Origin of the sequence: Nonomuraea sp. NPDC050790 (assembly GCF_044456745.1) — a bacterium.
GTDB lineage: Bacteria > Actinomycetota > Actinomycetes > Streptosporangiales > Streptosporangiaceae > Nonomuraea.
Genome location: NZ_JBITGF010000001.1, coordinates 1,318,232 through 1,344,680, shown reverse-complemented (window position 1 = coordinate 1,344,680; position 26,449 = coordinate 1,318,232). Strand labels below are relative to the sequence as shown.

Sequence of the window (26,449 nt, the reverse complement as noted above, 5' to 3'; positions counted from 1 at the left end):
GTACAGTGTACGGTACATAGGGCTGTGGTTAACCCCACCCTTATTGGGGAGTACGCCGCATTCTCGCTTTCGCCGGATCTTGCCTAGCCTTCATGACATGACGGACTGGGTGGTTGACCTCATGGAGACCCTGGGAGCACCAGGGGCGGGCCTCGCGATCGCGCTGGAGAACCTTTTTCCACCGCTGCCGAGTGAGGTGATCCTGCCGCTGTCCGGATTCACCGCCAGCCGGGGCGAGATGGAACTCGTCGACGCGCTCGTGTGGACGACGGTGGGCTCCGTGGTGGGCGCGCTGGCGCTGTACTGGGTGGGCGCGCTGCTGGGACGCGAGCGCACGCTACGCCTGGCGGGCAAGCTGCCGCTGGTCAAGATCTCCGACATCGAGAAGACCGAGGCGTTCTTCCAGAGACACGGGAAGAAGACGGTCTTCTTCGGGCGGATGATCCCCATCTTCCGCAGTCTCATCTCCATCCCGGCCGGGGTGGAACGCATGCCGCTGCCCACCTTCACCCTGCTCACGCTGGCGGGCAGCGCGATCTGGAACTCCATCTTCGTGCTCGCCGGCTACTACCTGGGGGAGAGCTGGCACCTGGTCGAGACGTACGTGGGCATCGGGAGCAAGGTGGTGCTCGGCATCGTCGCGCTGGCGGTGGTGGTCTTCATCGTCATGCGGCTCAGCGAGCGGCGGAAGGGCAAGCATGGGGCGCGCCGCTGAGGCGCTGCGCCTGCTCGGGGAGATCGCGCTCGGCGCCGTCACCGCGGTGGCCGGGCTCGCCTTCCTGATCGTCGCCGCGCCGGTACGCGCCTGGCGGACGGCACGCGGCGCGACGTCCCTGTCGGCGCTGGACCGGGCGGCGCTGCGGCTGGCCGGGTCCGAGGCCCGGCGGCTGAGCGTGCCGGTGGACGAGGGCGTCGACGCGGGGCGGGCCACGGCCTACCTGGCGGCGCGGGTGCCGCTCGGGGTGCTGGGCGGGGCGGTCCTGGGACTGCTGGTGTTCGGCGTCGTGACCGGGATCCGCCTGGGCTGGACGTGGGCGCGCAACGAGCCGTTCGACGGGATGCTGCCCACGCTTCCGATCCTGCTGTACATCGGCTTCTCCGGCATCGTCTTGCTTTTCCTCGATATTTCGGGACTTCTGGGCGTACGCGGGGTGGAGAGGAACCTCGCCCGCACGATGCTCGCCCCCGACCCCACCGCCGCGCTCATCCGGCGCATCGAGCAACTGGCCGAGACCAGGGCGGGCATCGTGGCCGCCGTGGACGCCGAGCGGCGCAGGATCGAACGCGACCTGCACGACGGCCTGCAGCAACGCCTGGTCGCCCTGTCCATGCTCATCGGCCGCGCCCGCCGCGGCGGCAGGACCGAACTGCTGGCCCAGGCCCACGAGGACGCGCAGCGGGCGCTGTCGGAGCTGCGCGAGGTCGCCTGGCGCGTCTACCCCAGCGGGCTGGACACCCTCGGCCTGGCCGAGGCGCTGGCCGGGGTCGCCGAACGCTCCAGCGTGCCCGTGCACATCCGCTGCGACCTGTCCGAGCGCCCGCCGATGGCCGTGGAGACGGCCGCCTACTTCGTCGTCTCCGAGACCGTGACCAACGCCGCCAAGCACGCCGCGGCCACCGGGGTGAGCGTGGAGATCCGGCAGGAGGCGACAATGGTCGTCGTGCGTATCGAAGACGACGGGTGCGGCGGGGCCGTACCGACGGGTGGGGGACTGTCCGGGCTGGCGCGGCGCGTGGCCGCGATCGACGGCAGGCTCCTCGTGGACAGCCCGGCCGGCGGGCCCACCGTGATCACCGCGGAGCTGCCGTGCGGGTGATCCTGGCCGAGGACTCCATCCTCCTGCGCGAGGGCCTGGTACGGCTGCTGCACGAGGAGGGCCACGAGGTGCCCGCGGCGGTCGGCGACGGGCAGGCGCTCATCGAGGCGGTCGAGGCCCACGACCCGGAGATCGTCGTCGTGGACGTGCGCATGCCGCCCACCCACACCGACGAGGGCCTGCGCGCCGCCCTGGAGATCCGGCGCCGCCGTCCGTCGGTCAAGGTGCTGGTGCTGTCGCAGTATGTCGAGAAAAAGTACGCCACCGAGCTGATGTCCGGCAGCGTGGACGGCGTCGGCTACCTGCTGAAGGACCGCGTGGCCCAGGTGGCCGACTTCCTCGACGCGCTGGAGCGGGTGGGGGAGGGCGGCGCCGCCTTCGACCCCGAGGTGGTCCGCCAGCTCCTGGCCCGCACCAGCCACACCGACCCGCTCTCACGCCTGACCGCCCGCGAACGACAAGTCCTGGAGCACATGGCCCAGGGCCTGACCAACGCCTCGATCGCCCAGGCGCTGCACGTCTCCCAGAGCGCGGTGGAAAAGCACGTCAACGCCGTCTTCGACAAGCTCGGCCTCTCCCACACCACCGGCTACAGCCGGCGCGTGCTGGCCGTGCTCAGCTATCTGCAGTCGTGACGGGCAGGCTCGCGCGCACCTCGTAGCCGCCGCCGGGCAGCGGGCCCGCCGAGACGCTGCCTCCGGCCCTGCCCAGGCGCTCGGACAGGCCGCGCAGACCGCTGCCCGCCGGCCGTCCCTGATGCTTGGGCACGCCGTCGTCGCGGACCGTGAGCGTGGTCCCGCTCACCTCGAAGAGCGCGCCGGCGGCGTCGCTGTGGCGCAGGATGTTGGTGGCCGCCTCGCGGGCCACCCACGCCAGCAGCGCCTCGGCCTGCGCGGGCCGCGCCGCGCCGTCCTGGCGCACGACCACCTCCACGCCCGCCGCCTCCAGCGCCTCCCTGACCCGCTCCAGCTCCGCCGCGAGGCTGACCTGGCGGTAGCCGGTGACCGCCTCGCGCACCTCGGTCAGCGCCTGCCGTCCCACCGACTCGATGTCGGCCGCCTGCCGCGCCGCCTGCTCGGGATCGCGTACGGCCAGCCGCCGCACCGCCTCCGCCTTCACCACGATCACCGAGAGCGTGTGGCCCAGCAGATCGTGCAGATCCCGGGAGAACCGCAGCCGTTCCTCGGCCACGGCCGCCTCGGCCAGCCGTTCCCTGGTGCTGTTCAGCTCGGCGATCACGGCGTGCAGCCGCAGGAACGCCGCCATCACCACGCCCGTGCTGAACGAACCCCAGGCGAACCCCATGATCGGCCCGACCCCCTCGCCGCCGCGCCACACCGCCAGCGCGGTCACGACCGCCAGCGCGCCCAGCGCCACCTGGACGGGACGGCCCTCCAGCACCAGCGCGCAGGCCAGCGCGAGCAGCGGGAACAGGTAGAACCAGCCGTTGGCGTAGACCAGCGCCATGCCCGTCACCACCGCGGCCATCGCCCCCAGCGTCCAGCGCGCGGCGGCCACCGGCAGCGGGCGCAGGACCAGCAGCGCGTACAGCCCCAGCGTGAGCGTCAGCCCCGCCCACGCCGGCCACACCGGCCGGTAGAGGCCGGCCAGGGCGTCCCACACCACGCCCACGCCCAGCAGGCCGAAGCCGAGGAAGCCCTTGAGGCCGGGCCGGTCACCTTGCATCCGTCCACCGTAGGCCCTGCTTTAGGCTGGACGGATGAGCAGCCTCAGGTACGCCGCCGTGGCCGTCGAACTGGACGCGCCCGCCGAGGCCGTCTTCTCGCTCATCACCGACTGGCCCCGCCACCGCGAGTGGATGTTCCTGACCGACGCCAGGAAGGTCGGCCAGGACCGGATCGAGGCCTACACCGGGATCAGGCCGTTCGGCTTCCTCGACACGATGACGATCACCGAGTGGGAGCCGCCGCACCGGGTGCGCGTGGCGCACACCGGCACGATCGTGCGCGGCGAAGGCGCCTTCCGGGTACGCCCGCTCGGGCCGTACGTGTGCCGGGTGGTGTGGGCCGAGAAGGTCGAGGTGCCCCGGTGGGCGCTGCCGGCCTGGCCGCTCGTGCACGCGGCGACGGTGCTCATGGCCAGGCGGTCACTGCTCAGGGTGGGCGAGCTGGCTCAGCGCTGAGTCTCCTCCTCGCCGGGCGGGTCCTGCCGCTGCTCGTCCTCGCTCGGAGTGTCCTGCTCGTCCTCGCTTGACGGCGGCGGCGCGCCGCCGCCGAAGCGCGCGGTGTTGAGCGGCGTGAACGGCGTGCGCGGCACGTCCTTCAGCGCCTGCGTCATCGTCTCCTGCCAGATCGGCCCGGCGATCGTGGCCCCGGCCACCAGCCCGTAGTACCGGCCGCCGATCGTGACGCCGGTCAGCTTGTAGCGCTGCGCGCCACGCGGGTCGCCGATGCTGACCGCCGAGGCCAGGTCAGGGGTGAACCCGGCGAACCAGGCGGCGGCGTAGTCGTCGGTCGTGCCCGTCTTGCCCGCGGCCGGGCGGCCGATGCCGCCCACGCCGCGCATCGTGCCCTTAGTGAACACCCCCGACAGCACGTGCGCGGTCGCGTCGGCCACCTCGGGGTCGATCGCCTGGCGGCACGTCGGCTCGTAGGCGGTCTTCTTGCCGTCGCGGTCGGTGATCGCGGTGATGGCCATCGGCGCGCAGTACCTGCCCCTGGCCCCCAGCGCCGCGTACGAGGCGGCCACCGTCACCGGGTCGCTCTCGTTGATGCCCAGCGTGAACGTCTGGTACTCGCCCAGCGGCTTGCCGTCGGCCCGCTTGCTGCCGAGCGCCTTGGCGGTCTTGACCGTCTCGCACAGCCCGACCCGCTGCTCCAGCTCCAGGAAGAACGTGTTGACCGAACCCCACGTCCCGGTCTGCAGCGTCTTGTACCCGCCCGAGCCCTCATCGTTGGTGACGGTGTGGGTAGGGTCGCCGACGTTGCCGCCCTTGCAGTTCTTGAACGTGGCGTAGCCGGGCGCGCGGTAGCCGGCGCCCACGGTCATCCCGTCGTTGACCCGCATGCCCTGCTGCAGCGCGGCCACCAGCGTGAACGTCTTGTACGTCGAGCCGGGCTGGAAGCCGGTACCGCCGCCGTGGGCGACGTCGGCCACCAGGTTGTAGGACATCTGGTTCTTGCCGGTGCCGTACTCGCGGCTGGCGGCCATCGCCTTGATCTTCCCGGTGCCCGGCTGGACGAGCGCCTGGGCGGCCACGGGGTTGTCGCCGGCGTACACCCGCTTCTTGATCGCGCGGTCGGCGGCGGCCTGCATGCCGCGGTCGAGCGTCGTGCGGATCGTGAGCCCGCCGCGCTCCAGGAACTGCTTGCGCGCGGTCCTGGTCTTGCCGAAGGACGGGTCGTTGAGGATCTCGTTGCGCACGTACATGCAGAAGTAGGCGTACCGGCTGGACTCGCAGCCGCCGGGCAGCGGCACGCCCTTGTAGCCGAGCTTCTTGGCCTTGGCGGCGGCCGCGTCCTCCTTGGAGATCCTGCCGAGGCCGGCCATCCGGTCCAGGACGATGTTCCTGCGCTCCAGCAGCCGCGCGCGGTGCGCCTTGCTGACCGAGGGGTCGGTGTTGCTGGGCGACTGTACGGCTCCCGCCAGCGTGGCCGCCTGCGCGAGCGTGAGCTTGGCCGCCGGGACGCCGAAGAAGCGTTTGGCGGCGGCTTCGACGCCGTTGGCGCCGGCGCCGAAGTACGCGATGTTCAGATATTTCTCGAGGATCTGGTCTTTGGTGTACTTCTGCTCCACGGACATGGCGTGGCGCAGCTCGTTGAGCTTGCGGGCGTAGCTGGTCTCCAGGGCCTTGGCCTTCTCCTGCTTGGTGCGGGCGGTGGTCAGGAGCACCTGCTTGACGTACTGCTGGGTGATCGTGGAGCCGCCCTCGCTGACGCCGCCGGCCGACAGGTTCTTGGCCAGGGCCCTGGCCATGCCCTGGAAGTCGATGGCGCCGTGCTCGTAGAAGCGGAAGTCCTCGATGGCGACGATCGCCTGTTTCATGGTCTCGGCGACGTCGGCCAGCGGGACGATCTCCCGGTAGACCTCGTAGAACTGGGCGATCGGCTTGCCGGAGGCGTCCAGGACCGTGCTCTTCTCAGCCAGCGGGGGTTCCTTGAGCTCGACCGGCTGCAGTTCGTCGGTGGCCGCCATGATCGCCATTCCGGCGCCGCCGACCGGGATCGCTCCGATCGCGGCCGCCACCACCCCCGCCGCCAGCCCGGCCCCCGCCAGTTGCGCAACGCTCCGACCAGCCCGCATGCCCACTCCGTTCCCCCCGAAATATCGCATCAAAGGAGACCAGATCGGGCGGGGAGGTGTCCAAGACCGATATCCGTCATCCGGCGATCGTGAAACGGCTATCGTCGCAGGTCACTCACGGAGGCCGTCCGGTGTTGCCGCAGCCGTGACACGACCATGACACGGCGGGGACGAGGCGGGGACACGGCTGACCGACAGTGGATGCCGATCTAGGAACAAGGAGAAGGCATTGCTCGCTGACGGAGAATTCAACCGGCGTTCGCTGCTGCGGGGGGCCGCCGTGCTGGCCGGGACGGCGGGCCTGCTGGGCAGGGCTGTTCCGGCGCTGGCCGACAGTGGTGACGCGTTGTTCAAGGCCGGCAGGTTCGAGGAGGCGGGGCGGGCGTACGAGGAGATCCTGAAACGGGATCCCCGGAACCTGCCGGCGGCGCGCGGGCGCGGGTACGTCGGGCTGCTGGGCAACCGGTTCGCCGACGCGGAGAAGTACCTCAAGATGGCCGTCGCGCTGGCGCCCGGCGACAAGGACGCCAGCTACCTCCTGGCCGACTGCTACATCCGGCAGGACAAGTTCGCCCAGTCCGTGCCCCACTGGAAGGCGGCCGGGGAGGACAACTACGCCAAGTGGTTCGCGGCCGTCCGCGGCGCCGGCTACCAGATCCACGGCGAGAGCGCACGGGTGCCGCTGACGCAGTTGGACCCGACGCCGCTGGTCGAGGCGTCGGTGAACGGCGGGCCGGCGAAGCGCTTCTCGTTCTACACCGGCGCTCCGAACCTGTCCCTGAGCGCCTCGGTGGCCAAGGAGGCCGGGCTGGTTCCCGTGGCCAGCCAGAAGGTCGATTTCGAGGGCGGGTCCGTGTGGGGACACTACGGGATCCTGGAATCCTTCAAGCTGGGCGGCATCGAACTGCGCAACGTCCCCGTGGGCTGGTCGGCGACCGAGTCGGGCGAGAACGTCGGCACCGACAACGACGGCCTGATCGGCACGTGGGTCTTCTACCACCTGCTGACCACCTTCGACTACGCGGGGCGGCGGTTGATCCTGCGCCGCCGTACCCCCTCGACGGCCCGGCAGGTCCGCGCCGCCGCCATCCGGGCGGGCGCCAAGCCGCTGCCTTTGTGGCTGGCCCGCGAGCAGTACATGCACAGCACCGGCACCTTCACCGGCGCCGACGGCTCCCGCACCGGGGTGGTGGGCGTGAACCTGGGCGGAGGCAACGAGATCGCCGCCGGCCTGGTCGGCGAGACCGCCAAGCAGCTGGGCATCCGAACCGACCACGACCGCCAGATCGGAACCTTCGCCCAAAGCCACCCGGCCGTCGTCTACCCCTGCTACCCGAAGGAGATCCGCCTCGGCAACGCCGCCGCCCAGCAGATCTACTGCTACACCAACCCCAACCAGAAGGTGAACGTGCCCTTGCCCTTCGGAACCGGGTTCAACACGCTGGGCTGGTTCTCCCACGCCTTCTGGAAGCCCTACAACATCACGGTCGACTTCACCGACATGAACCTCTACATCGCCCAAGGCCCAGCCACCTAACCCCACCCACCCGCGGGGTAAGGGCCAGGGCCCTGCCCAGCCGCCCTTACCCCTTCAACTCCGCGGGACCCCTTCAACTCCGCAGGCCGGAGCACGTCCTGCCAGGTTGCCTGACACCTCGAAGGCTTCTTGCCTGACACCCTCGCTGGCTGGTTACCAGGCACCCCGTGCGGCGGCTTGCCTGGCACCCCGCACGGCTGGTTGCCAGGCACGGCGAGCCCCCACACGTGGTGACTTCATCCGCGAAGAACGCACCCGCCTGGCCCGCGCCACCCTCTTTGAGGGTGTCGCCGGCGACACCCTCGACGAACTGGTCCCGGTCCTCCGCGGCCGACGATGCCCGACGCCGCGGTCAGCCGGCGTGTTCAGGGTCGCTGAACTCGATGTCGAGAATGGCCAGGAAGGCCGCGTACGCCTGCGGGGAGAAGTCGGTGTTCACGTGGGAGGCGACCATGTGGGTCCCGTCGGGGCTACCCATGACGAGGGTGAAGGTGCCGTAGTCGGCGCCGCCGTTGCCCCAGACGGGCACGCCGCTCCGCAGCTTCTGCTCGGCCCACACGCCGAGCCCGTAGCGGGTGCCCGGCAGCCACCCGGAGCCGTCGGTCGGCACGGTGGTGAACATCTCCTCCGTCTGCGCCGGGTTGAGGATCCGGCCGGAGAGCAGCGCCGAGAAGAACGTGAGCAGGTCACCGGTCGAGGAGATCATTCCGCCGGCGCTCCAGGCGGTGGTCTCGTTCGACTCGCTCGCGTCGTGCAGTGGCGCCGCCGGGTCTTCGGCGTACAGCCGGGAGTAGTGCACCGGATGCGGTCCGGGGATGACCGTCCGCGTGGTGGGCAGCGACGTGCGGGTCAGGCCGAGGGGTCGCAGAACGAGGCGATCGAGCAGGTCGCCATACGATTGGCCGGTGGCGCTCTCCACCATCATCGCGGCGAGGTAGTACTGCGTGTTGGAGTAGTGGAAGGCTTCGCCGGGCGCGTTGCGAGGCGGATGCCGTAGCGCGATCCGCACCAGTTCTTCGGGTGTGAAGACCTTGAACCGGCGCTCATACCAGGCCTCGCCTTGGCCGGTGGCGTAGAACTCCGGGTCCATGCTGAAGTTGTAGATGCCGCTGGTCTGGTTCAGCAACCGCCGCAGTGTGATCTTGTCGCCGTCGTACGGGCTGCCGCCGAGCAAGCCGGGCAGCCATTTCTCCACGGTGTCGTCGAGGCTGAGCACGCCCTCGCCGACCAGTTTCAGCGTGGTGGCGGCGGTGAACGCCTTGGCCGCACTGCCGATGCGGAACAACTCCTGCGGCACGCGTTCGCGTCCGGTGCTGACGTCGGCTTTGCCCGCGGATGCGAACCACCGCGAGTCGCCCTTCCGGACCTCGGTCACGATGCCCGGCGTCGCACCTGAGGCCACCACGCCGTCGAGCACGCGCTGCACGGCCTCGCGTTTCGTTTCGGGCTTTCCTGTCGTTGCCATGGGTCCTCCTTCGATCATTTGCGCAAGCAGAAACGCTACGTTGCATTTATAAAATGGTCAACATCAAAGTCGCTGGTGAAGCTGATAATTGCAGTGACTGTGGCGATGAATGCAACGAGTCGTTGCAGTGAATGTGATTGAATGCAAGGAGCGGATGGACGCCAGGAAGGGACGGCTGATGCCGGACGGCAGGTTGACGCTGGAGGATCGCGAACGGATAGCGCAGGGCCTGGCCGACGGGATCGGGTTCGCCGAGATCTCCCGGCGACTGGGCAGGCCGACGTCGACGATCAGCCGCGAGGTGAACCGCAACGGCGGTGCCGGCGCCTACCGCCCGGATCAGGCGCACGAGGCGACACGACAGCGCGCCCGGCGTCAACGTCCCAAAACGATCGATCCACCACCTCCTGCGGCCAGAACGCGAGAGGCGGAGGACAAGCTCACCGACGTTCTCGTCGCGTCGGGCCTGACGCGGATGTCCGCACGCGTGCTGGCCTGCCTGTGCACCACGCACAGCGGCGGCCTCGCCGCCGCCGACCTCGTCCAGCGCCTGCGGGTAAGCCCGGCGTCCATCTCCAAGGCAGTCGCCGAACTGGAGGCGATGAACCTGATCGGCCGGGAGCGAGACCAGCGCCGACGGCGCGACCGCTACATCGTCGACCAGGACATCTGGTATCGCTCCCTCCTGGCCAGCGCGCGCTTCAACACCAGCCTGGCCGAGGTCGCTCATGAGAACGCCGAAGCCCTCGGCCGTTCGACTCCGGCCGGAGCCCGGATGGACGCCATGAGCGAATTCTTCGAGCACGTGGGACGCGAGACCATCGCGGTAGCCGAACGTTACCGCCACCTCCTCACCCGATGACGGTTCCTGCTCCGCACCCGAACACCACGCGGCTCCATGCGGATCCCCGATCATCACCTGAGATCAACCGCACGAGCCACTCCCCTCGTGGCACCCCAGCTCACGCGGTTACGGGGTGGACGGTCCTTCTGACGCAAGCCCACTCCTCCAGCGCGGCGGTTGAACCTTTCGCCGCCGGGCGGTGTAGGGCAGATGTGAGGACGACGCGACGTGAACTCCTGGCCGGAGCACTCGCCCTGGCCACCCTGTCCGCCTGCGCGGAAAGCCCGCCCAACCCCGGAGCCGCGAAACCCCCGTGACAGGCGCTCAGATCAAGGCGGTCTCCCGGTCGGGGAACCTCGTCGCAGTCGGCCCGCCGCCCGGCCCGCGTACCAGCACCCTCATCTCCCTGGCCGGACCGGACGGCGTGCGCGGCCTCCGGCTCGACGGCAACGTCGAGCCGGAGGCCTTCTCCACCGACGACCAGGTCATGTACGTCCTGGAACACCTCCCACCCGCCCAGGCCGACACCACCGACCTCACCGTCACCCGCACCGCCTTCGGCGCCAGGCACTCAGGCCAGGCGTACGCCCTGGCCGACGACCGGCGCCTCTACCTGGCCGCCGGGGCGTCCATCCAGGTGGCCGACCCGTCCACGCTGGCGTCCCTGGCGACCTGGCACCTGCCTGGCCAGACGCGTGGCCTGGCAACCTTGCACGGTCATCTGCTGGCTGGGTCTGGCAACCAGGCAACCGTCCTGGACGCCCAAGGCACCGGCCAGGCCACCGTCCAGATCCCCGGCCTCCAAGCCCTCCGGTACGCCCACCAGCCCCATTGAGTATGTTCGGAAGAAAAGTTCCCGGCGATGTCGAATCCCCCGGTGCCCGTTCGTCGGTGGGCGAAGCCGTACCGAAGGAGGAGGAGACCGTCATGAATTCGAACCTCAGCGAGCCCACAGCGCTCGTCCGCAACACGCCCAGCATGCCGCCGCCCGCCGACCGGGCCGCCTTCGAGGCCCAGCTCAGCGAGCTACGCCAACGGGAGAAGGCGCACACCCGCGAGGGCGACGCCATCGCCGCCGCCCGGCGCCGCCTGCCCATGGTCGAGGTGGACCCGGCCACCGAGCTCATCGGACCCGGCGGCCCGGTCAGCCTGCTGGAGACGTTCGAGGGGCGGCGGCAACTGCTCGCGTACTACTTCATGTGGTTCGACGGCCAGCCCGCCGCCGAGCAGTGTGAGGGCTGCACGTGGTGCGGTGGCCAGGTTGCCGAGCTGTCTTACATGCACTCGCGCGACATCACCTACGCCGTCTTCTGCCAGGGCCCGTACCAGGAAAGCCGTCGTTATCGCGATTTCATGGGCTGGGACGTGCCGTGGTACTCGGCCAAGGGTTCCATCGACACGCTGCTCGTGGGGCGGCAGATCGGCTCGATGCACCTGGTCAGCTACCTGCGCGACGGCGAGCGCGTCTTCGAGACCTACTGGACGACGGGCCGCGGCGTCGAGGCCATGGACTACAGCCTCGCGCTCATGGACCTCACCGTGTACGGCAGGCAGCACCCCGGCGAGGACTCCCCGCCCGGCTGGCCGCAGGCGTGGAAGGAGGAGGCGCCGACCCGGTTCTGGCGCATCGACGGGCGCCCGATGTCCCAATGGTCGCGGATCGAGGCCGGCCGCTCCGACGACCTCACCGCGGGGCCGTGAAGGGCGTGCCATAGTGCTGTAGATGAGGTACGCACTGGTCATCTGGCACGGTGAGGAACATTCGGAGTCGCCCCAGGAGATCGACGCGTGGCCGGAGCACCAGGCGTGGCTCGCCGATCTCGAGGCACGCGGCGTGCACCGGGGCGGCGCCCGCCTGCGCCCGTCGGCCACGACGAAGGTGCAGGTGCGCGACGGTGAGACGCTGATCTCCGACGGCCCGTACGCGGAGACCAAGGACCTGATCGGCGGCTTCCTCGTGGTCGAGTGCGCGGACCTGGACGAGGCGATCGAGATCGCGGCGGGGCACCCGTTCGCCGCCTTCGGCACCGTCGAGGTACGACCGGTGTGGGAGTGAACGAGGCGGTGGCCGAGGCGTTCGCGGCGGAGTGGGGGCAGGTCGTCGCGACGCTGATCCGGGTGACCGGCGACTGGGACCTGGCCGAGGACTGCGCCGCGGACGCGTTCGCGGCGGCGCTCGAACGCTGGGAGCGCGACGGCGTCCCGGACAAGCCGGGCGCCTGGCTCACCACGACGGCGCGGAACCGGGCCATGGACCTGCTCCGGCGCGAAGCCGTAGGCGCCGCCAAACTCCGTCAGGCCGCCGCGCTCGACCACGCCGCGCAGGAGGCGGCCGAGCCGGACGAGGTGCCCGACGACCGGCTGCGGCTGATCTTCACCTGCTGCCATCCGGCGCTGCCGTTCGAGGCCCGGGTCGCGCTGACGCTGCGGACGCTGGTCGGGCTGACGACGGCGGAGATCGCGCGGGCGTTCCTGGTGGCGGAACCGGCCATGTACCAGCGGCTGACCAGGGCGAAGAAGAAGATCCGCGAGGCGGGCATCCCGTACCGGGTGCCGCCCACGCACCTGCTGCCCGGCCGCCTGCGCGCGGTGCTCGCGGTGATCTACCTGCTGTTCAACGAAGGGTACGCCGCCAGCGCCGGCGACCGCCTCGTCCGCCAGGACCTGAGCGCCGAGGCGATCCGGCTGGCCCGCCTGCTCGTACGCCTGCTTCCCGAACCCGAGGCGCGCGGCCTGCTCGCCCTGATGCTGCTGCACGACGCGCGGCGCCCGAGCCGGGCCGACGAGGCGGGCGTCCTGGTCCCGCTGGAGCACCAGGACCGCTCCCGGTGGGACCCTGCCAAGATCGCGGAGGGGCTGCGGCTGCTGCCCGGAACCCCCGGCCCGTACCAGCTCCAGGCGGCGATCGCGGCCTGCCACGCGACGGCCCCGAGTGTCGAGGCGACCGACTGGCCCCGCATCGTCCGCCTCTACGACGACCTGCTGAAGCTTCTGCCCTCGCCCGTCGTCCGGCTCAACCGCGCGGTCGCCGTCGCGATGGCCGACGGCCCCGAGGCGGGCCTGGCCCTGGTCGAGGACCTGGCCGACGCGGGCGAACTCGCCGGCTACCACCTGCTGCCCGCCACCCGGGCGGACCTGCTGCGCAGGCAGGGGGCCTACGCGGGGGCGGCGCGGGCGTACCGGGAAGCCCTGACGCTGGCACCCACCGACGCCGACCGCGCCTACCTCAAGGCCCGCCTGGAGGAGACCCTCAGGCGGGGAACGTCGGCGAGTGGCTGACCTTGAAGTTGACCGAGTTGGCGATGAAGCACAGCTCGTGGGCCCGCTCGTGCAGTTCCAGCGCCCGTCCGGCGTTGGCCGGATCGGCCAGCGTGGCCTCAGGCCGCAACACGACCTCCTCGAACCGGCCGCCGCCATCGGACGTCTCGACCATGGTCCCCTCGGGACGATCGTGATACCCCGTCACCACGATCCCCTCCACCGAGCACAGGTGCAGGAACCACAACATGTGACACTGCGACAACGCCGCCACCTGCAGCTCCTCCGGGTTCCACCGCGCCGGATCGCCGCGGAAGGCCGGATCCGACGAGCCCGCGATGACATCCTTGCCCGGAGCGGAGACCTCGTGGGCACGCTCGTAGTCGCGGTAGCCGCTGGTGCCGCTCCCGGTGTTGCCGGTCCACGTCACCTGGACCTCGTACTGGTGCGTCTTGGCCATGGGAGTCACGTTCCCTTCTCAACAGTCAGATCTTTCGCAATCCGGCCGTCCGTCGCAGTGTCATCGTCGTCAGGGGGGCCGTTGTCACCGAGCGCGGCTGTCACCGCGTGTCGCCGTCCTCCGATGCCGATCGCTCATCCGGTACGGCTTCCGCCGTGGCACGCGCATGCCCGGCGGCGATCCGGCCGGCACGTTCGGCCTCGCCGTCCGCGATCGCACAGAGCAGCAGCCGGTGCTCGGCGATGACCGCGTCGGGCCGCTGCGGGGGAGCGAGGGAGGCACGCGTGGACACGACGATCTGGTCCCAGAGCCGATCAAGCATCTCCAGCGCGATCGGATTGGCCGCCAACTCGGCGATCCGCAGATGGAAGCGCCGGTTGAGCAACATCGCCCGGTCGAAGTCACCGGCCTGGGTGAGCTGGGCCAGCAGCTTGTTGTCGCGGTCGAGGTCGGCCAGCTCGGCAGGCGCGATCCGACCGGCCCGCTGCCGCTCAGCGGCGGTCTCGGCGGTGAGCGCCTCCAGCGCCGCCCGCACCGCATGCGCATGGACCAGCGCCGCACCGCTGAGCGTGGCCACGATCACGCCCCGCCCCGCGCTGCGCACCAGCCCGTCGCCTTCCAGCCGCCGCAACGCCTCCCGCACAGGCGTCCGGCTCACTTCCAGCACCGCACTGACCGACAGTTCGGTCAGCCGCTCGCCGGGCGCATACCCCCCGGTCACGATGCGCTCACGCAACCGCCGGTACACGGACTCGCTCTGCATGCCATCCCCCCTTCGCATGCACAGCATACATTGCATACAAAGCATCGAAACCGCGAGGCCCGGCTCACCATCAGCAGCACCGGCCCCATGGTTCGTCTTCGCGGACCACGGGTCAGCCCGAGTCCGCTCCGCACCAAGAGGGCAGGGATGTCGAGAAGGGCTGAGCGGCTCCGCTCTCCGGTAGAGAACGAACCACATCAGGGAGACACAGCATGGCGATTCAGCGGATGGACAACGTGCTCATCGTGGTCGAGGACATGGACGCGGTCATCGCGTTCTTCGTCGAACTGGGCATGGAACTGCAGGGCAGAGCCCCGCTGGAGGGTCCCTGGGCGGAGCAGGCGGGGCGCATCGTGGGGCTGGAGAACGTCCGGCAGGACGTCGCCATGCTGCGCACCCCCGACGGCAGCAGCGGGGTGGAGCTGGCCATGTTCCACAGCCCCAAGGCGATCACCCCCGAGCCGAAGAACCCGCCGCCCAACACGTTGGGCATCCGCCGCGTCATGTTCGCCGTGGACGACCTCGACGACGTCGTGACCCGCCTGCGCGCGATCGGCGCCGAACTCGTCGGCACCGTGGAGCAGTACGAGAACATCTACCGCATCTGCTACGTCCGCGGCCCCGAGGACATCATCGTCGGCCTCGCCCAACCACTCGGCTGAACGACGGCGGGGCCCGCAGGGGTTCACCCTCCAACAGACCTACCAGGACTGGCCGAACGCCAGGGTCGCCCGCGGGGAGTTGCGTGAGGAGCGGTTCCGCATGCCCGACGGGTCAGCGACCTCGCCTTCGACCGGGCGCGGCCGGTGAACGTGGACTTCACCGGGACCGCGGACGAGGAGCACCGCGAGGAGGCCCGCTCCTCGCTGGAGTTCCTCGCCGGCACGGCCCGCGAGTGGAACGACGACCAGGCCTTGGTGAGCCCGCCGCGCATGGGCCGCAGGCTGCCGCCCGCCCTGCGGGAGGAGCTTTCAGACGCAACTCCAGCGATACATCCCCTGGTTGACGCGCACCGCCTCGCGGGCCAGGTCCCGAAGGGCGGTCATGCGCTCGACCTCGTAGTCCTCAAGCAGCTCGTCGTCGGCGTAGGCGCGCAGCCGGTCGTCGTCCACCCCGGCGAGCGCGGCCACGGTCTCCGGCGCCATCCGCTCCACGCCCGCCGACTCGCCGTCGTCCACGACGACCTGGCTGCCGCCGAGCTCACTGAGGTCGCGCCCGCTGATCTCGGCGACCACGCTCGCCAGCTCGTCGAGCCAGTTCTTGCAGTCGACGTACGGCAGGCTCGACGCCTCCGGACCACTCACTCGACGCCTCCGGGCCACTCATCAGGGCCCGCCGCGCCGACTCGTCGGAGCCGGCGGTGAAGTAGTCCACCAGAACACCCATGGCCGATCACCCTACCGATCACAGGGGGTCACATCTCCTGCCCGGACAGGGCCATGATCGGGTGTATCTCCACGGTGGAGCCGGGGACCTGGGCGGCGATCTCGGCGGCCCGGTGGCCGGAGTCGCAGTCGACCACCAGGTAGCCGGACAACTGCTCGCCCAGCTCGCCGCCCACCCGGACGGTGACCGTGTTCACGGGGTGGGCCAGGGCGCCGCCCGCCACCAGTTCGCCGGGGTCGGCCGCCTGGTCGGCTCGGCCGGGCAGGTCCGCGTTCTCCGGACCGGTGTAGATCAGGATCAGGTACTTCATCGCAAGGCTCCCTCGGATCTCCGGCTTCATGAAGAAGTCGGAACTGAGGGGACGTTCTCGACATCCGCCTGTCTCAGAGACTGGAACACTCCCGGAAGGGCTTGCATGGACATGCAGTGGTGTGTATATATTTTTGCTCGTGTCCAAGGTCCTCACCTCCCTGCCTGTCGGCGAAAGAGTCGGGATCGCCTTTTCAGGCGGCCTCGACACCTCAGTAGCGGTCGCGTGGATGCGCGACAAGGGTGCAATCCCATGCACGTACACCGCCGATGTCGGCCAGTACGACGAGCCCGACATCGGCTCGGTCCCCGGCCGCGCCACGGCCTACGGCGCGGAGGTCGCGCGCCTGGTCGACTGCCGGGAGACGCTCGTGGAGGAGGGGCTGGCCGCGCTGGCGTGCGGCGCGTTCCACATCCGCTCCGGCGGGCGCACCTACTTCAACACCACGCCGCTCGGCCGGGCCGTCACCGGCACGCTGCTGGTGCGCGCCATGCTTGAGGACGGCGTGCAGATCTGGGGTGACGGCTCCACCTTCAAGGGCAACGACATCGAGCGCTTCTACCGGTACGGCCTGCTCGCCAACCCCTCGCTACGCATCTACAAGCCCTGGCTGGACGCCGACTTCGTGCACGAGCTCGGTGGCCGCAAGGAGATGTCGGAGTGGCTGGTCGAGCACGGCCTGCCGTACCGCGACAGCACGGAGAAGGCGTACTCGACGGACGCCAACATCTGGGGCGCCACCCACGAGGCGAAGTCGCTCGAACACCTCGACACCGGCATCGAGATCGTCGACCCGATCATGGGCGTGCGGTTTTGGGACGCGGCCGTGGAGATCCCGGCCGAGGACGTCACGATCGGCTTCGAGCAGGGCCGGCCGGTCTCGATCAACGGCAAGGAGTTCGCCTCCCCGGTCGACCTGGTGCTGGAGGCCAACGCCATCGGCGGGCGGCACGGCCTGGGCATGTCCGACCAGATCGAGAACCGGGTCATCGAGGCCAAGAGCCGCGGCATCTACGAGGCGCCCGGCATGGCGCTGCTGCACGCGGCCTACGAGCGGCTGGTCAACGCGATCCACAACGAGGACACCCTCGCCGCCTACCACAACGACGGCCGCCGCCTGGGCCGGCTGCTGTACGAGGGCCGCTGGCTGGACCCGCAGGCGCTGATGCTGCGCGAGGCGCTGCAGCGCTGGGTCGGCACCGCGGTCACCGGCGAGGTCACGCTGCGGCTGCGGCGCGGCGAGGACTACTCCGTCCTGGACACCTCGGGCCCGGCCTTCAGCTACCACCCGGACAAGCTGTCCATGGAACGCGTCGAGGAGCCCGCCTTCGGCCCCGTCGACCGGATCGGCCAGCTCACCATGCGCAACCTCGACATCGCCGACTCGCGCGCCAAGCTGGAGCAGTACGCCAGGCTCGGCATGGTCGGCAGCGCGCACCCGACGCTGATCGGCGTCACGCAGGCCGCGGCCAGCGGGCTCATCGGCGCGATGCCCGAGGGCGGCGCCGAGGTGATCGCCGCACGCCCCGAGGGACCCGACGCCGACGAGCTGCTCGACCACGCCGCCATGGAGGTCGGCACGGACTGACCGGCCGCCGGATCGTCACCCGCTCAGGCGTGCCACTCCCCGGCGATCCCGCCGGGGATCGGCGTCCCCGGCTGGTACGGCTCCCGCGTCAGGATGAAGGTGTTGAGGTCGAGGTGGTCGGCGCCGACCCGCAGGGTCTCACCGGCGTAGTAGCCGTCGAGGCCGAGCCACGTGCCGTCGGCCTGGGGGACGAAGCGCGAGCCCCGGCTGGAGTTGGCCACGGCGGTCAGCAGCAGCTTGCCGTCGGGCTGCAGCCGCAGGTGGAAGGGGGTCGGCCCCCAGTGCCACAGCCCGGTCAGCGCCAGCAGCGCCGGGTCGGCGGCGACCGGCCGCCACTCCTGCGGCAGGCGCGGCTCGTGCTCGTCGAGGATGTCCAGCAGCTCGTTGAGGAGCTGGAAGCGCACGCCTGAGGTGGTGTTGGCCAGGAACAGCACGCCGGTGCCGGCGCCGGCCTGAGCCCAGACCCCGGACAGGAACCCGGGCATGGAACCGCCGTGCCCGGTCAGGCGGCGGCCCTCGATCCTGGCCATCTGCAGGCCGAGCCCGAACCCGCTCACCCAGGTGTCGCCGTCGGCCACCACGGCCACCTCGCCCATCTCGGCCAGCGTCTGCGGCGACAGCACGCCGCCGGTCTCGCCGCACAGGAACGCCGCCCACCTGCCGAGGTCGGCGGCGCTGGACCAGAGCTGGCCGGCGGGGCCCATCGCCCCGTGGTCGTGCTCGGGCTCCTCCAGCACCGCGTCGGCCCACGGGTGGACGGCGTAGCCGGTGGCGTGCGGCGCGAGCGGGCGCGGGGTGGTGCGGGTCATGCCGAGCGGCTCCAGCACCTCGTGGCGCAGCGCCTCGTACCAGCCCGTGCCGCGGTGCTTGGCGATCAGCCGGCCGAGCAGCGCGTAGCCGACGTTGGAGTAGTGCAGGGTGCGGCCGGGGCGGTGCTTGGCCTCGGAGGGGCCGATCCGGGCGAACAGCTCCTCGGCGCCGAGCCCGGGGGTGCGCTCCCACCAGTCGGTCGGCGGCTCGGCGGTCAGGCCGCCGGTGTGCGAGAGCAGCTGCGCGATCGTCACCCCGTCGAACGGCGTGCCCGGCACGTGCCCGCCGACGGGGTCGAGCAGGTCGAGCAGTCCCTCGTCGCGCAGCCGCATGACCACGACGGCGACCATGCTCTTGGTGATCGAGCCGAGGCGGTACTGGGTGTCGGCCGTCGGGGCGGCGCCGCCGGCCTGCCCGCGGGCGCCGAACCAGACCGGCTCGCCGTCACGCACGATCGCCGCCACGATGGACGGCACCCGGGACTCGCTCTGCTCGACGGCCAGCCTGCGCAGCAGCGCCCGCGCCGTCCTCTCCTCAACCTGACTCATGGCAGAACAGGGTATCCGTCACGGGATGGGGATCAGCTCGGGGCCGATCAGCTCTCCCTGGTGGGGTTGCGGATGAGCCTGGTCGTGGTAGTAGTGCCCGGCGTACCAGATGACGACGTTGGCGCCGTTGATGGACTCGCCGTTGACGAAGCGGCTGAGCATGGCGCGGTTGCGCGGGTCGGGGTCGCCGTCGTAGAGCTCGCCCGGGTGGTGGCGCAGGAACCACAGGTCGGAGATGCCGAAGGCGTCGGCGGTGCCGTCGAAGGGGCCGGGGTGCAGTTGCAGGCCGCGGCCGGAGGACTTGTCGCGGACCTGCCAGTACAGGGCGGGGTGGCGGCGCCTGCGGGAGGTCTCGCGGACGATCGCGACCGGCTCGCGGATGATGGAGCCGCTCTCGTCGATCTGCTCGACCACGTCGTTCTCGGCGCCTTCGACGTCGAAGTCGAAGCGCCAGTAGGCGTGGTGGCGGTGGACCTTGCAGGTCATCGGGTTGCGGGTGGCGGCGAAGCCGAAGCGCGGGCGGATGGTGCCGTCGTCGCCCAGGCGCCAGTCGGAGGCGTAGCGGTACCAGCCGGCGGCCAGTTCGCTGACGATGCGCAGTTGCTCGCCGTCGTGGTGGAAGGCGACGCCCTGGAAGTTGCCGGCGTCGGTGCCCGGGCGTTCGATGATGGTGCGCGGCGCGGAGGTGCATAGCCGCCAGCCCCAGCCGACCGGGTCGCTGCCGGTGGCCGAGAAGCGGGTCTCGAAGCTGACGTCGTCGCGGAAGGTGGTGCCCTCCTCGTACTCGACGTTGAGGATGGGCAGGTGGGCCTGACGCAGCAGCAGGCGGCCCTTGTGGCGCACGTTGCGCAGTTCGACGCCGGATCCGACGCCGTCCTGGGGTGAGGAGGCGCGCGGCCGTACCACGATGAGGTTCCACAGCTCCTGCTCGCCGCGCACGACGCGCACCCGCACCTGGTCGGGGCCGCCTCGGTCGGTGAGCGCGTCGACCTCCTCCGGGACGCTGTCCTCGCAGTCGTGGTGCATCTGCACGTTGATGCCGGCCGGGGTCCAGTCGACGGTGCGGGCGTGGGTGTCGACCGCGACGATGCGGTGGCGCAGGCCGGTGGGGTCGCCCGGGGTGTACAGGCCCAAGGTAGGGCGGCGGGTGGTGGTGCCGTCGGGGTTGTCCAGGTCGGCCAGCGGCGGCATCGGGCGGTAGACCACGACGTCGCCGCCCGCGGGGAAGGCGGGGTCGGCGCGCAGGACGGCGGCGGCCTCGGCCAGTTCCTGCCTGCTGGGTTCCGGGCGGGCGGCGGTGGGCCTGACCTCGGTCGCGTCGAGCCGGTCGAGGGTGCCGCTGAGCTCGAGGCCGCGGTTGCCGACCGGGTCGAAGACGGTGGCGCGGAAGGGCGCGTCGTCGCCCGGGTCGTGGCCGAGGGCCTCGGCGCCGCTGACGAGCAGGCGGCCGGGCTCGGCCACCTCCAGCTCGGCCAGGATCTCCGGATGCTCGGCCACGATCTGGCGTACGCGCTCGGCCGACAGTCCCGGCCGCGAGACGGCTTCGATGATGACGCGAACCTCGTCGCTCATGAACTCTCCCCGTCGAAGATGACAAATTCTCCCCGAGGTGTTCATACCGCCCCGGCCGCCGGGCCGGAAGGCCCATCAGCCGGTGGTCACCACGATCTTCCCGAACCGGGTTCCGGAGTCCATGTGGCGGTGGGCGGCCACGATCTCCCGCAGCGGGAAGACGCGGTCGACGACCGGGCGGAAGGCGCCGTCGCGCAGGCCGGAGGTGACGAAGGCGGCGGCCCTGCGCAGCCGGTCGAGGTCTTTGGTGGTCTCCATCATCGTGTACGTGCGCAGGTTCAGGGCGGGCATGCCCAGGTCGAAGCCCGGGTAGGGCGTGGGCAGGCCGCTGAGCGCGCCGTACAGGAAGTGGGTGCCGCCGGGGGCGACGGCGGCGGCCAGGGCGGTGACACCGGGGCCGGCGACGGCGTCGAAGACGTACTCGGCGCCGCGGCCGGCGGTCAGCTCCAGCACGCGCGCGGCCACGTCCTGCTCCTCGCCGACGACGACCTCGGCCGCGCCCTCCTCGATCAGCCGCCGCCGCTTGGCGCCGGTGCGGGTCACGGCGACGGGGATCGCGCCCACGCGCAGCGCCGTGTGGATCGCGGCCAGCCCGACACCGCTGGAGGCGGCGTTGACCACGACGGTGTCCCCGGCCCGCATGCCGCCGACCTCGATCAGCGCGCCGTAGGCGGTGACGTAGGGCATCCACACGGCCGCGCCGCGGACCGCGTCCACGTCGTGCGGGCGGTGGACGAGCGCGGCGGCGGGCACGATCGCCCGCTCGGCGTAGACGCCGTAGTCGTTGGCGGAGAAGGCGGGCACCACGCTGACCGCCTGCCCGGCGGCGAACCCGTGCACCTGCGGCCCGACCGCCTCGATCACCCCGGCGGCCTCGGCGCCGAGCCGCGCGGGGAACGCCTTGACCGGCTCGATGTAGTCGCCGGAGCGGAACAGCGCCTCGGCCCGGTTGACGCCGATCGCCTCCACCCGCAGCAGCACCTCGCCGGGGCCGGGCTCGCCGGGGTCGACGTCTTCCAGCCGCATCACCTCGGGGCCGCCGAGTTCGTGGAATCGCACCGTGGTCGTCATGGCCACCACTGTGGGTCAGAAGTACGATAACTGTCAAACTTTGATACCTGTCGTACTATGGGGTCATGGCCAGGATCCCGGCGCATCCCGACACCTTCGAGCTCCAGCAGGTGCTGGAGGCCCTCGTCGATCCGGTACGGCGCAGCATCGTCACCCAGCTCGACGCCGGCGGCCAGGACATCGCCTGCGGCGGCTTCGACATCCCGGTCAGCAAGTCCACCGCCACCCACCACTTCAACGTGCTGCGCGAGGCGGGCCTGATCCGGCAGTACTACGTCGGCACCTCGCGCATGAACACCCTGCGCAGGGCGGAGCTGGACGCCGCCTTCCCCGGCCTGATCGACGCCCTGATCAGCGGCCCCGCCGGACGCTGACGGCGTCGAAGGCGTCCAGGATCAGCCCCGCCGCGTCCACGCGGCGCACGCCGTCGGGGCGGGGCCACACGTGGCCGGCGCCGCCGATCGTGTACAGGCGCACGCTCACCCCCTGGCGGCAGTCCTTCCAGGCGCGCAGCCGGACCCCGGCCCTGACCTTGGTGGTGCGCGGGGCGGGGCAGCCCATGATGCGGGCCCACCGGCCGGCCGCGCCCTCGACCGAGGCCAGCCGTACCAGCTTGGCCAGGGTCCGCAGCCGCGACGGCGAGCGCGCGAACGGATGCCCGCCACCGTAGGGGACGGTGACGTCGCCGGTGCCGTGGAAGGCCACGATCGTGGTGGGGGCCGCCTCCGGGCAGGGCGGCACGACGTTGAGCCCGGCCACCGGCGCGACGGCGGCCAGCCGGCCCTTCATCGCGCACACCAGCGCCATGCTCATGCCCGCGCCGTAGCTCATCCCGGCGGCGAACTGCCTGCTCGCGTCCGCGCAGCCCTTGGCCACGAGCGTGTCGAGCAGCGTGGTGAGGAAGCCGGTGTCGTCGGGGCCGTAGTAGCCGGGCAGCGTCCAGGCCATACGGTGGCGGGCCATCTGCGGGGTGACGATCACGTACCCGCGTCGGGCCCCGGCGGCGGGCAGGCGGCTCCGGTCCGCCTGGCGGCCGGCGTTGGAGCCGAGGCCGTGCAGGTTCAGCACCACCGGCCAGCGGCCCTTGCCCTTGGCGGGCAGTGAGAGCAGGTAGGTGCGCTCCTGTCCGCCGTGGCGCAGGGTGTGCCGGCCCGGCTTCAGCGCGCACTCGGCCGGCGCGGCGCGCGGGGGAGGGGTGGCGCCGCTCGTGCACGCCGCCGTCAGCAGTACGGCCGGCAGCGCGCGCAGAGCCCGTCTCAGCATCCCCCGATCATCACACGGCGAAGCGGGGATCCTGCCTGCCCCCGTAGATGACCGTCATGGTGAAGCGGACCGGCACGGCGCCGGGGTTGGCGTAGGCGTGCGGGCGGTCGCCGCGCATGCGCAGCGCGTCGCCGGGGCCCAGCGAGAACGCGGCCCCGCCGACCGTCACCGCCAGCTCGCCCGCGCTGACGTGCAGCAGCTCGCCGGTGCCCTCGGGATGCCCGGCTGAGCGCAGCTCCTGGCCCGGCGCGATGAGGAAGTCCCACAACTCGGCCCGCCCGTCGTTGACCAGCAGCCGCGCCTGGCCGCCCGCTCCGGCCGGGCGGGGGTCGACGTCCGCGCCGCGCACCACGTGGCCGAGCTCCTCCGGCGGCTCGACCAGCCGCCCGATCGGCACGCCCAGCGTGGAACAGATCCTGGCCAGCGTGGCGATGCTGGGATTGGTCCGGCCGGTCTCGATCTGCTGGAGCATGCCCCGGCTCACCCCCGAACGCGCGGCCAGGTCCTCCAGTCGCCAGCCGCGCGCCTGCCGGGCGGCGCGGAGGTTGGCGGCCAGCGCGCGGCTGACCGGCTCTGCGGGATCCATGCGACCAGTATATTGCGTCCATGGCGCAACATACTGCCTCCATTCGCCGGTTACTCGTGTCGGGGCTGGTCGACTACCTGGGCGCCGGGTTGTTCCTGGCCTTCTCCGCCGTGTACTTCACCCAGCTCGTCGGCCTGACCACCGCCCAGGTCGGCCTCGGCATGGGCGCGGCCGGCTGCGTGGCCATGGCGCTCGCCACGCCGCTCGGACGCCTGGCCGACCGGGTCGGGGTACGCCGCATGCTGGTGGCGCTGCACCTCGTCCGGGCCGGCGGCACGGCCGCGTACGCGCTGGTGGGGGAGTTCTGGGGGTTCCTGGCCGCGGTGAGCGTGGTGACCGTGGCCGACCAGGCGATCGCCGCGCTGACCCAGGCGTTCGTGGCGGAGCTGGCGGGAGAGGAACGGCGGGGCCGCGTCATGGCCGCCTACCGCACGATCGCCAACATCGGCATCAGCGTCGGCGGGCCGCTCGGCGGACTGCTCACCGGCGCCTCCGGGCGCTCGGCCTTCCAGGTCACGTTGCTGGTCAACGCGGGGGCGTACGTGCTGACGGCGCTGCTGGTCGCCACCATCGCCCAGCGCGGCACCACCCCTTCCGAGGTGCCCGCGCGGCGCTCGCGGGCCCTGCGCGACCGGCGGCTGCTGGCCTTCGCCTCCATCGACACGCTGCTGCAACTGTGGCTGCCGGTGCTGAACCTGGGCTTCCCGCTGTGGCTGATCGCCGAAGGGCACGTGCCGCGGGCCTGGATCGGGCCGCTGTACGCGATCAACACGGTGCTGGGCGTGGCGCTCATGGTGCCCTCGGCCCGCTTCGCCGCCTCGGTCAGGGCGGCCAGGCGGTGCCAGGTTGCGGGCGCGCTCGCGCTGGCCGCCGCCTGCCTGGCCTTCTGGGCCGCCTGGTTCCCCGTCGCGATCGTGGTGCTGACCGTGGGCGAGGTCGCGGTGGTGGCCGCCGCCTGGACCCTGTCGTACGCGCTGGCGCCGGCCGCACGGCGCTCGGAGTACCTGGCGGCCTTCGGCATGGGCCGCTCCTTCGGCCGCTACGTGCTCGGCCCGCTCCTGGTCACCGGCCTGCTGCAGGCGCTGGGCGGGCTGACGTGGGCGGTCCTTTCGGCGGTGTTCTGCGCGGCCGGGCTGGCCACGCTCCTGCCGCGCGACCCCGGAGCCTGAGCCGTCAGAGCCGGCCCAGCGCGCGGGCCAGGATCGTCGCCGTCTTCGCGATCACCGCGTTGTCGACCGAGGGCTGCTCCCGGTTGGTGTAGACCGACACGATGATCGGCTTGCCCGACTTGCCCGGCCACGCCACGGCGATGTCGTTGCCCGCGCCGATCTCGGTGTTGGTCCCGGTCTTGTCACCGACGAGCCAGGTCTTCGGCAGGCCCGCCTGGATGCGCTCGGCCCCGGTCTTGGCGGCGATCAGCCAGCCGTTCAGCCGCTCGCGGTCCTTGGGGTGCAGCGCCTTGCCCGCGGTGAGCTTGGCCAGGTCGCGCGAGATGGCCGCGGGCGTGGTGGTGTCGCGCCGCTCCTTGGGCGTCCAGTCGTTCAGCTCGGTCTCCCAGCGGTCCAGGCGGGAGAGCGGGTCCTTCAGCGAGCGGAAGTAGCGGGTCAGGCCGGACGGGCCGCCGATCTGCTTCAGCACCATGTTGCCCGCGGTGTTGTCGCTCAGCGTGATCGTCGCCTCGCACAACTGCGCGACCGTCAGCCCGTCCTCGACGTGCTTCTCGGTAGTGGGGGAGTTGGGCTTCAGCTCCGCCTTCGTCCACTTCACCACCTTGTCCATCAGCCCCGGCTCGACCGTGCGCGCCCGCTGCAGCGCCGCCCCGCACACCGGCGCCTTGAACGTCGACAGCAGCGGGAACCGCTCCCCGGCCCGATACCCGAACGTCTTGCCGCTCGTCGTGTCGATCGCGTAGGCGCCGATCCGGCCCCCGAAGGCCGCCTCCAGCGCGCGCAGCTCCTTGCGCGCGGCCGCCTGCGGCGACTCCTGCGCCTGTACGGCCGGCGCCGCCGTGACACCACCGGCCACCAGCGCGGCGGCCAGCGCGAGACCGGCGGGAATACGAGAGATGCGCATGAGGCGTGCTTCCTTGCTGATCGCTTGACTGGACGGCAGGAGCCAAACAGTCAGGCCGACGCCCTGTCCAATAGCACGGTCGCCGGCGCGCCCATATCCACCGCGATATCACCGCAGGTCCATGGGCGCGCCGACACGGTCACAACCAGGTGATCAGCAGATCAAGACGGTAGGTCTTGAAGGGACCGATCTTGACCGTGCGTACGCACCGGTACTCCTTGGCCAGCATCTTCTTGGTCGTGTAGAACTTCCCCGCGGCCTTGCACTGCCACTTCGTCGGGTAGTGGCCGTAGGTGACCCAGCGATCCATCTGGGTGACCGTGGAGGCGGCGGTGTGGGCAGGCGCGGCCTGGACCGCGGCGGGCGTGCCGAGCCCGAGCGCGGCGGCGGCGACGAACGCGGCCGCCCCGAGGCGGAACCTTCTGTTCATGACGTTCCCCTTCAGCAGGTGACGGTCTTGTCGTAGCTCGAGAACGGGGTGCCCCACTTCCAGGCACGGATGCTGCCCTTGCCCATGCCGAAGCAGGGGCTGTCGGGGCCACGCTTGATGATCACCTTGACCCACATCTTCTTCTTGCACGTGTTGCGCAGGACGATGGCCGCCTGCGCCGGGCTGACGTAGCGCGCGACGCACGCGGGCGCCGTCCCCATGGCCGCGCCCCATCCCACGCCGGAGGAACTCGCGGCGTGCGCCGGCCCGCCGGCGAGCAGTCCCACGGCGATGGAGGTGGCCGCGAGCGACCCGAACAGCTTCACTCTCATGACGCCTTCCTCTCTGTTGGTGAGGGGAAGGTAGGCCGGGCGATGTTGAGGAAACGTTGAGGATCCGCTGAGG

The 26,449-nt window shown here is 71.2% G+C and carries 29 protein-coding genes; 14 read left to right on the top strand and 15 right to left on the bottom strand.

Features of this window, described 5'->3' with window-relative positions:
• The first annotated feature begins 97 nt into the window (after positions 1-97).
• The 3 genes from ACIBEJ_RS06050 to ACIBEJ_RS06040 are packed head-to-tail and all read left to right on the top strand — an operon-like array spanning position 98 to position 2,452.
• Positions 98-715: a DedA family protein gene (locus ACIBEJ_RS06050; RefSeq protein ID WP_397181490.1), complete on the top strand. Its 618-nt coding sequence runs from the start codon at positions 98-100 to the stop codon at positions 713-715.
• Positions 699-1,817 (top strand): sensor histidine kinase, encoded by a 1,119-nt coding sequence (locus tag ACIBEJ_RS06045; protein ID WP_397181489.1) that lies wholly within the window; start codon positions 699-701, stop codon positions 1,815-1,817. Before ACIBEJ_RS06050 ends, ACIBEJ_RS06045 begins: the two co-directional genes overlap by 17 nt.
• Positions 1,808-2,452, top strand: a complete 645-nt coding sequence (locus ACIBEJ_RS06040) for a response regulator (RefSeq protein ID WP_397181488.1) — start codon at positions 1,808-1,810, stop codon at positions 2,450-2,452. The genes ACIBEJ_RS06045 and ACIBEJ_RS06040 overlap by 10 nt, the downstream gene beginning before the upstream one ends.
• Here the strand turns inward: ACIBEJ_RS06040 and ACIBEJ_RS06035 are convergent.
• The gene (locus ACIBEJ_RS06035) at positions 2,433-3,503 is read right to left on the bottom strand and encodes a sensor histidine kinase (RefSeq protein ID WP_397181487.1); all 1,071 of its coding nucleotides are present in this window, start codon (positions 3,501-3,503) and stop codon (positions 2,433-2,435) included. The two genes, ACIBEJ_RS06040 and ACIBEJ_RS06035, sit on opposite strands and share 20 nt — an antisense overlap.
• A 34-nt stretch (positions 3,504-3,537) precedes the next feature.
• On the opposite strand from ACIBEJ_RS06035, the gene ACIBEJ_RS06030 reads away from it, so the two are divergent.
• Positions 3,538-3,960, top strand: a complete 423-nt coding sequence (locus ACIBEJ_RS06030; RefSeq protein ID WP_397181486.1) for an SRPBCC family protein — start codon at positions 3,538-3,540, stop codon at positions 3,958-3,960.
• Here the strand turns inward: ACIBEJ_RS06030 and ACIBEJ_RS06025 are convergent.
• On the bottom strand, positions 3,951-6,080 hold the full coding sequence (locus ACIBEJ_RS06025) for a transglycosylase domain-containing protein (RefSeq protein ID WP_397181485.1): 2,130 nt from the start codon (positions 6,078-6,080) through the stop codon (positions 3,951-3,953). The two genes, ACIBEJ_RS06030 and ACIBEJ_RS06025, sit on opposite strands and share 10 nt — an antisense overlap.
• A 229-nt stretch (positions 6,081-6,309) precedes the next feature.
• Here ACIBEJ_RS06025 and ACIBEJ_RS06020 point away from each other — a divergent pair, with 229 nt between their 5' ends.
• Entirely contained in the window at positions 6,310-7,617 is a 1,308-nt protein-coding gene (locus tag ACIBEJ_RS06020; RefSeq protein ID WP_397181484.1) for a tetratricopeptide repeat protein, read from the top strand.
• A 352-nt stretch (positions 7,618-7,969) separates the two neighbouring features.
• Here the strand turns inward: ACIBEJ_RS06020 and ACIBEJ_RS06015 are convergent, their stop codons facing one another.
• A complete protein-coding gene (locus tag ACIBEJ_RS06015; protein WP_397181483.1) occupies positions 7,970-9,082 on the bottom strand; it encodes a serine hydrolase domain-containing protein in 1,113 nt (370 codons plus the stop codon).
• Between the two features lie 154 nt (positions 9,083-9,236).
• On the opposite strand from ACIBEJ_RS06015, the gene ACIBEJ_RS06010 reads away from it, so the two are divergent.
• The 5 genes from ACIBEJ_RS06010 to ACIBEJ_RS05990 all read left to right on the top strand — a co-directional run bounded on the left by ACIBEJ_RS06010 (position 9,237) and on the right by ACIBEJ_RS05990 (position 13,205).
• Positions 9,237-9,944 carry a helix-turn-helix domain-containing protein gene (locus ACIBEJ_RS06010; RefSeq protein WP_397181482.1) on the top strand — a complete coding sequence of 236 codons (708 nt, stop codon included), beginning with the start codon at positions 9,237-9,239 and terminating at the stop codon, positions 9,942-9,944.
• Positions 9,945-10,239: 295 nt separating this feature from the next.
• Entirely contained in the window at positions 10,240-10,761 is a 522-nt protein-coding gene (locus ACIBEJ_RS06005) for a hypothetical protein (protein ID WP_397181481.1), read from the top strand.
• 92 nt (positions 10,762-10,853) lie between these two features.
• Positions 10,854-11,627 (top strand): DUF899 family protein, encoded by a 774-nt coding sequence (locus ACIBEJ_RS06000; protein ID WP_397181480.1) that lies wholly within the window; start codon positions 10,854-10,856, stop codon positions 11,625-11,627.
• 22 nt (positions 11,628-11,649) lie between these two features.
• Positions 11,650-11,982 carry a YciI family protein gene (locus ACIBEJ_RS05995; RefSeq protein WP_397181479.1) on the top strand — a complete coding sequence of 111 codons (333 nt, stop codon included), beginning with the start codon at positions 11,650-11,652 and terminating at the stop codon, positions 11,980-11,982.
• Complete coding sequence (locus ACIBEJ_RS05990) at positions 11,973-13,205, top strand: RNA polymerase sigma factor (protein WP_397181478.1); 1,233 nt, start codon at positions 11,973-11,975, stop codon at positions 13,203-13,205. Before ACIBEJ_RS05995 ends, ACIBEJ_RS05990 begins: the two co-directional genes overlap by 10 nt.
• Here ACIBEJ_RS05990 and ACIBEJ_RS05985 read toward each other — a convergent pair.
• Complete coding sequence (locus tag ACIBEJ_RS05985) at positions 13,177-13,644, bottom strand: OsmC family protein (protein ID WP_397181477.1); 468 nt, start codon at positions 13,642-13,644, stop codon at positions 13,177-13,179. The genes ACIBEJ_RS05990 and ACIBEJ_RS05985 overlap by 29 nt on opposite strands.
• 100 nt (positions 13,645-13,744) lie before the next feature.
• Positions 13,745-14,407, bottom strand: coding sequence for a GntR family transcriptional regulator (locus ACIBEJ_RS05980; protein ID WP_397181476.1), 663 nt, complete (start codon positions 14,405-14,407; stop codon positions 13,745-13,747).
• Positions 14,408-14,619: 212 nt separating this feature from the next.
• Between ACIBEJ_RS05980 and ACIBEJ_RS05975 the strand changes: the two genes are divergently transcribed.
• Positions 14,620-15,069: a VOC family protein gene (locus ACIBEJ_RS05975; protein ID WP_397181475.1), complete on the top strand. Its 450-nt coding sequence runs from the start codon at positions 14,620-14,622 to the stop codon at positions 15,067-15,069.
• Between the two features lie 309 nt (positions 15,070-15,378).
• On the opposite strand, the gene ACIBEJ_RS05970 is transcribed toward ACIBEJ_RS05975, so the two are convergent.
• The gene (locus tag ACIBEJ_RS05970) at positions 15,379-15,711 is read right to left on the bottom strand and encodes a hypothetical protein (RefSeq protein WP_397181474.1); all 333 of its coding nucleotides are present in this window, start codon (positions 15,709-15,711) and stop codon (positions 15,379-15,381) included.
• Positions 15,712-15,821: 110 nt separating this feature from the next.
• Positions 15,822-16,103 (bottom strand): YciI family protein, encoded by a 282-nt coding sequence (locus ACIBEJ_RS05965; RefSeq protein ID WP_397181473.1) that lies wholly within the window; start codon positions 16,101-16,103, stop codon positions 15,822-15,824.
• A 139-nt stretch (positions 16,104-16,242) separates the two neighbouring features.
• Here ACIBEJ_RS05965 and argG point away from each other — a divergent pair, with 139 nt between their 5' ends.
• Entirely contained in the window at positions 16,243-17,691 is a 1,449-nt protein-coding gene (argG, locus tag ACIBEJ_RS05960; RefSeq protein ID WP_397181472.1) for an argininosuccinate synthase, read from the top strand.
• A 23-nt stretch (positions 17,692-17,714) separates the two neighbouring features.
• On the opposite strand, the gene ACIBEJ_RS05955 is transcribed toward argG, so the two are convergent.
• The 3 genes from ACIBEJ_RS05955 to ACIBEJ_RS05945 form a co-directional block, all read right to left on the bottom strand.
• On the bottom strand, positions 17,715-19,049 hold the full coding sequence (locus tag ACIBEJ_RS05955; RefSeq protein ID WP_397181471.1) for a serine hydrolase domain-containing protein: 1,335 nt from the start codon (positions 19,047-19,049) through the stop codon (positions 17,715-17,717).
• A gap of 18 nt (positions 19,050-19,067) precedes the next feature.
• A complete protein-coding gene (locus tag ACIBEJ_RS05950; RefSeq protein WP_397181470.1) occupies positions 19,068-20,621 on the bottom strand; it encodes a hypothetical protein in 1,554 nt (517 codons plus the stop codon).
• A 75-nt stretch (positions 20,622-20,696) separates the two neighbouring features.
• Positions 20,697-21,692 (bottom strand): zinc-dependent alcohol dehydrogenase family protein, encoded by a 996-nt coding sequence (locus tag ACIBEJ_RS05945; protein WP_397181469.1) that lies wholly within the window; start codon positions 21,690-21,692, stop codon positions 20,697-20,699.
• A 65-nt stretch (positions 21,693-21,757) separates the two neighbouring features.
• Here ACIBEJ_RS05945 and ACIBEJ_RS05940 point away from each other — a divergent pair, with 65 nt between their 5' ends.
• Positions 21,758-22,066 (top strand): ArsR/SmtB family transcription factor, encoded by a 309-nt coding sequence (locus tag ACIBEJ_RS05940; protein ID WP_397181468.1) that lies wholly within the window; start codon positions 21,758-21,760, stop codon positions 22,064-22,066.
• Here the strand turns inward: ACIBEJ_RS05940 and ACIBEJ_RS05935 are convergent.
• A complete protein-coding gene (locus ACIBEJ_RS05935; protein ID WP_397181467.1) occupies positions 22,044-22,955 on the bottom strand; it encodes an alpha/beta hydrolase family esterase in 912 nt (303 codons plus the stop codon). The two genes, ACIBEJ_RS05940 and ACIBEJ_RS05935, sit on opposite strands and share 23 nt — an antisense overlap.
• 10 nt (positions 22,956-22,965) lie before the next feature.
• Complete coding sequence (locus ACIBEJ_RS05930) at positions 22,966-23,541, bottom strand: helix-turn-helix domain-containing protein (RefSeq protein ID WP_397181466.1); 576 nt, start codon at positions 23,539-23,541, stop codon at positions 22,966-22,968.
• A gap of 20 nt (positions 23,542-23,561) precedes the next feature.
• Here ACIBEJ_RS05930 and ACIBEJ_RS05925 point away from each other — a divergent pair, with 20 nt between their 5' ends.
• On the top strand, positions 23,562-24,710 hold the full coding sequence (locus ACIBEJ_RS05925) for an MFS transporter (protein ID WP_397181465.1): 1,149 nt from the start codon (positions 23,562-23,564) through the stop codon (positions 24,708-24,710).
• A gap of 4 nt (positions 24,711-24,714) precedes the next feature.
• Here the strand turns inward: ACIBEJ_RS05925 and bla are convergent, their stop codons facing one another.
• The 3 genes from bla to ACIBEJ_RS05910 form a co-directional block, all read right to left on the bottom strand.
• A complete protein-coding gene (gene bla / locus ACIBEJ_RS05920) occupies positions 24,715-25,614 on the bottom strand; it encodes a class A beta-lactamase (protein WP_397181464.1) in 900 nt (299 codons plus the stop codon).
• A gap of 139 nt (positions 25,615-25,753) precedes the next feature.
• Positions 25,754-26,044, bottom strand: a complete 291-nt coding sequence (locus ACIBEJ_RS05915; RefSeq protein WP_397181463.1) for a hypothetical protein — start codon at positions 26,042-26,044, stop codon at positions 25,754-25,756.
• A gap of 11 nt (positions 26,045-26,055) precedes the next feature.
• Complete coding sequence (locus tag ACIBEJ_RS05910; RefSeq protein ID WP_397181462.1) at positions 26,056-26,376, bottom strand: hypothetical protein; 321 nt, start codon at positions 26,374-26,376, stop codon at positions 26,056-26,058.
• Positions 26,377-26,449 lie beyond the last annotated feature (73 nt).

Excerpts from the sequence above, each read along its gene's own strand:
- ACIBEJ_RS06050 (WP_397181490.1), top strand. The coding sequence starts at position 98 with ATGACGGACTGGGTGGTTGACCTCATGGAGACCCTGGGAGCACCAGGG.
- ACIBEJ_RS06045 (WP_397181489.1), top strand. The coding sequence starts at position 699 with ATGGGGCGCGCCGCTGAGGCGCTGCGCCTGCTCGGGGAGATCGCGCTC.
- ACIBEJ_RS06035 (WP_397181487.1), bottom strand. The coding sequence starts at position 3,503 with ATGCAAGGTGACCGGCCCGGCCTCAAGGGCTTCCTCGGCTTCGGCCTG.
- ACIBEJ_RS06030 (WP_397181486.1), top strand. The coding sequence starts at position 3,538 with ATGAGCAGCCTCAGGTACGCCGCCGTGGCCGTCGAACTGGACGCGCCC.
- ACIBEJ_RS06025 (WP_397181485.1), bottom strand. The coding sequence starts at position 6,080 with ATGCGGGCTGGTCGGAGCGTTGCGCAACTGGCGGGGGCCGGGCTGGCG.
- ACIBEJ_RS06015 (WP_397181483.1), bottom strand. The coding sequence starts at position 9,082 with ATGGCAACGACAGGAAAGCCCGAAACGAAACGCGAGGCCGTGCAGCGC.
- ACIBEJ_RS06010 (WP_397181482.1), top strand. The coding sequence starts at position 9,237 with ATGGACGCCAGGAAGGGACGGCTGATGCCGGACGGCAGGTTGACGCTG.
- ACIBEJ_RS06000 (WP_397181480.1), top strand. The coding sequence starts at position 10,854 with ATGAATTCGAACCTCAGCGAGCCCACAGCGCTCGTCCGCAACACGCCC.
- ACIBEJ_RS05995 (WP_397181479.1), top strand. The coding sequence starts at position 11,650 with ATGAGGTACGCACTGGTCATCTGGCACGGTGAGGAACATTCGGAGTCG.
- ACIBEJ_RS05985 (WP_397181477.1), bottom strand. The coding sequence starts at position 13,644 with ATGGCCAAGACGCACCAGTACGAGGTCCAGGTGACGTGGACCGGCAAC.
- ACIBEJ_RS05980 (WP_397181476.1), bottom strand. The coding sequence starts at position 14,407 with ATGCAGAGCGAGTCCGTGTACCGGCGGTTGCGTGAGCGCATCGTGACC.
- ACIBEJ_RS05975 (WP_397181475.1), top strand. The coding sequence starts at position 14,620 with ATGGCGATTCAGCGGATGGACAACGTGCTCATCGTGGTCGAGGACATG.
- ACIBEJ_RS05965 (WP_397181473.1), bottom strand. The coding sequence starts at position 16,103 with ATGAAGTACCTGATCCTGATCTACACCGGTCCGGAGAACGCGGACCTG.
- ACIBEJ_RS05955 (WP_397181471.1), bottom strand. The coding sequence starts at position 19,049 with ATGAGTCAGGTTGAGGAGAGGACGGCGCGGGCGCTGCTGCGCAGGCTG.
- ACIBEJ_RS05950 (WP_397181470.1), bottom strand. The coding sequence starts at position 20,621 with ATGAGCGACGAGGTTCGCGTCATCATCGAAGCCGTCTCGCGGCCGGGA.
- ACIBEJ_RS05945 (WP_397181469.1), bottom strand. The coding sequence starts at position 21,692 with ATGACGACCACGGTGCGATTCCACGAACTCGGCGGCCCCGAGGTGATG.
- ACIBEJ_RS05940 (WP_397181468.1), top strand. The coding sequence starts at position 21,758 with ATGGCCAGGATCCCGGCGCATCCCGACACCTTCGAGCTCCAGCAGGTG.
- ACIBEJ_RS05935 (WP_397181467.1), bottom strand. The coding sequence starts at position 22,955 with ATGCTGAGACGGGCTCTGCGCGCGCTGCCGGCCGTACTGCTGACGGCG.
- ACIBEJ_RS05930 (WP_397181466.1), bottom strand. The coding sequence starts at position 23,541 with ATGGATCCCGCAGAGCCGGTCAGCCGCGCGCTGGCCGCCAACCTCCGC.
- ACIBEJ_RS05925 (WP_397181465.1), top strand. The coding sequence starts at position 23,562 with ATGGCGCAACATACTGCCTCCATTCGCCGGTTACTCGTGTCGGGGCTG.
- bla (WP_397181464.1), bottom strand. The coding sequence starts at position 25,614 with ATGCGCATCTCTCGTATTCCCGCCGGTCTCGCGCTGGCCGCCGCGCTG.
- ACIBEJ_RS05915 (WP_397181463.1), bottom strand. The coding sequence starts at position 26,044 with ATGAACAGAAGGTTCCGCCTCGGGGCGGCCGCGTTCGTCGCCGCCGCC.
- ACIBEJ_RS05910 (WP_397181462.1), bottom strand. The coding sequence starts at position 26,376 with ATGAGAGTGAAGCTGTTCGGGTCGCTCGCGGCCACCTCCATCGCCGTG.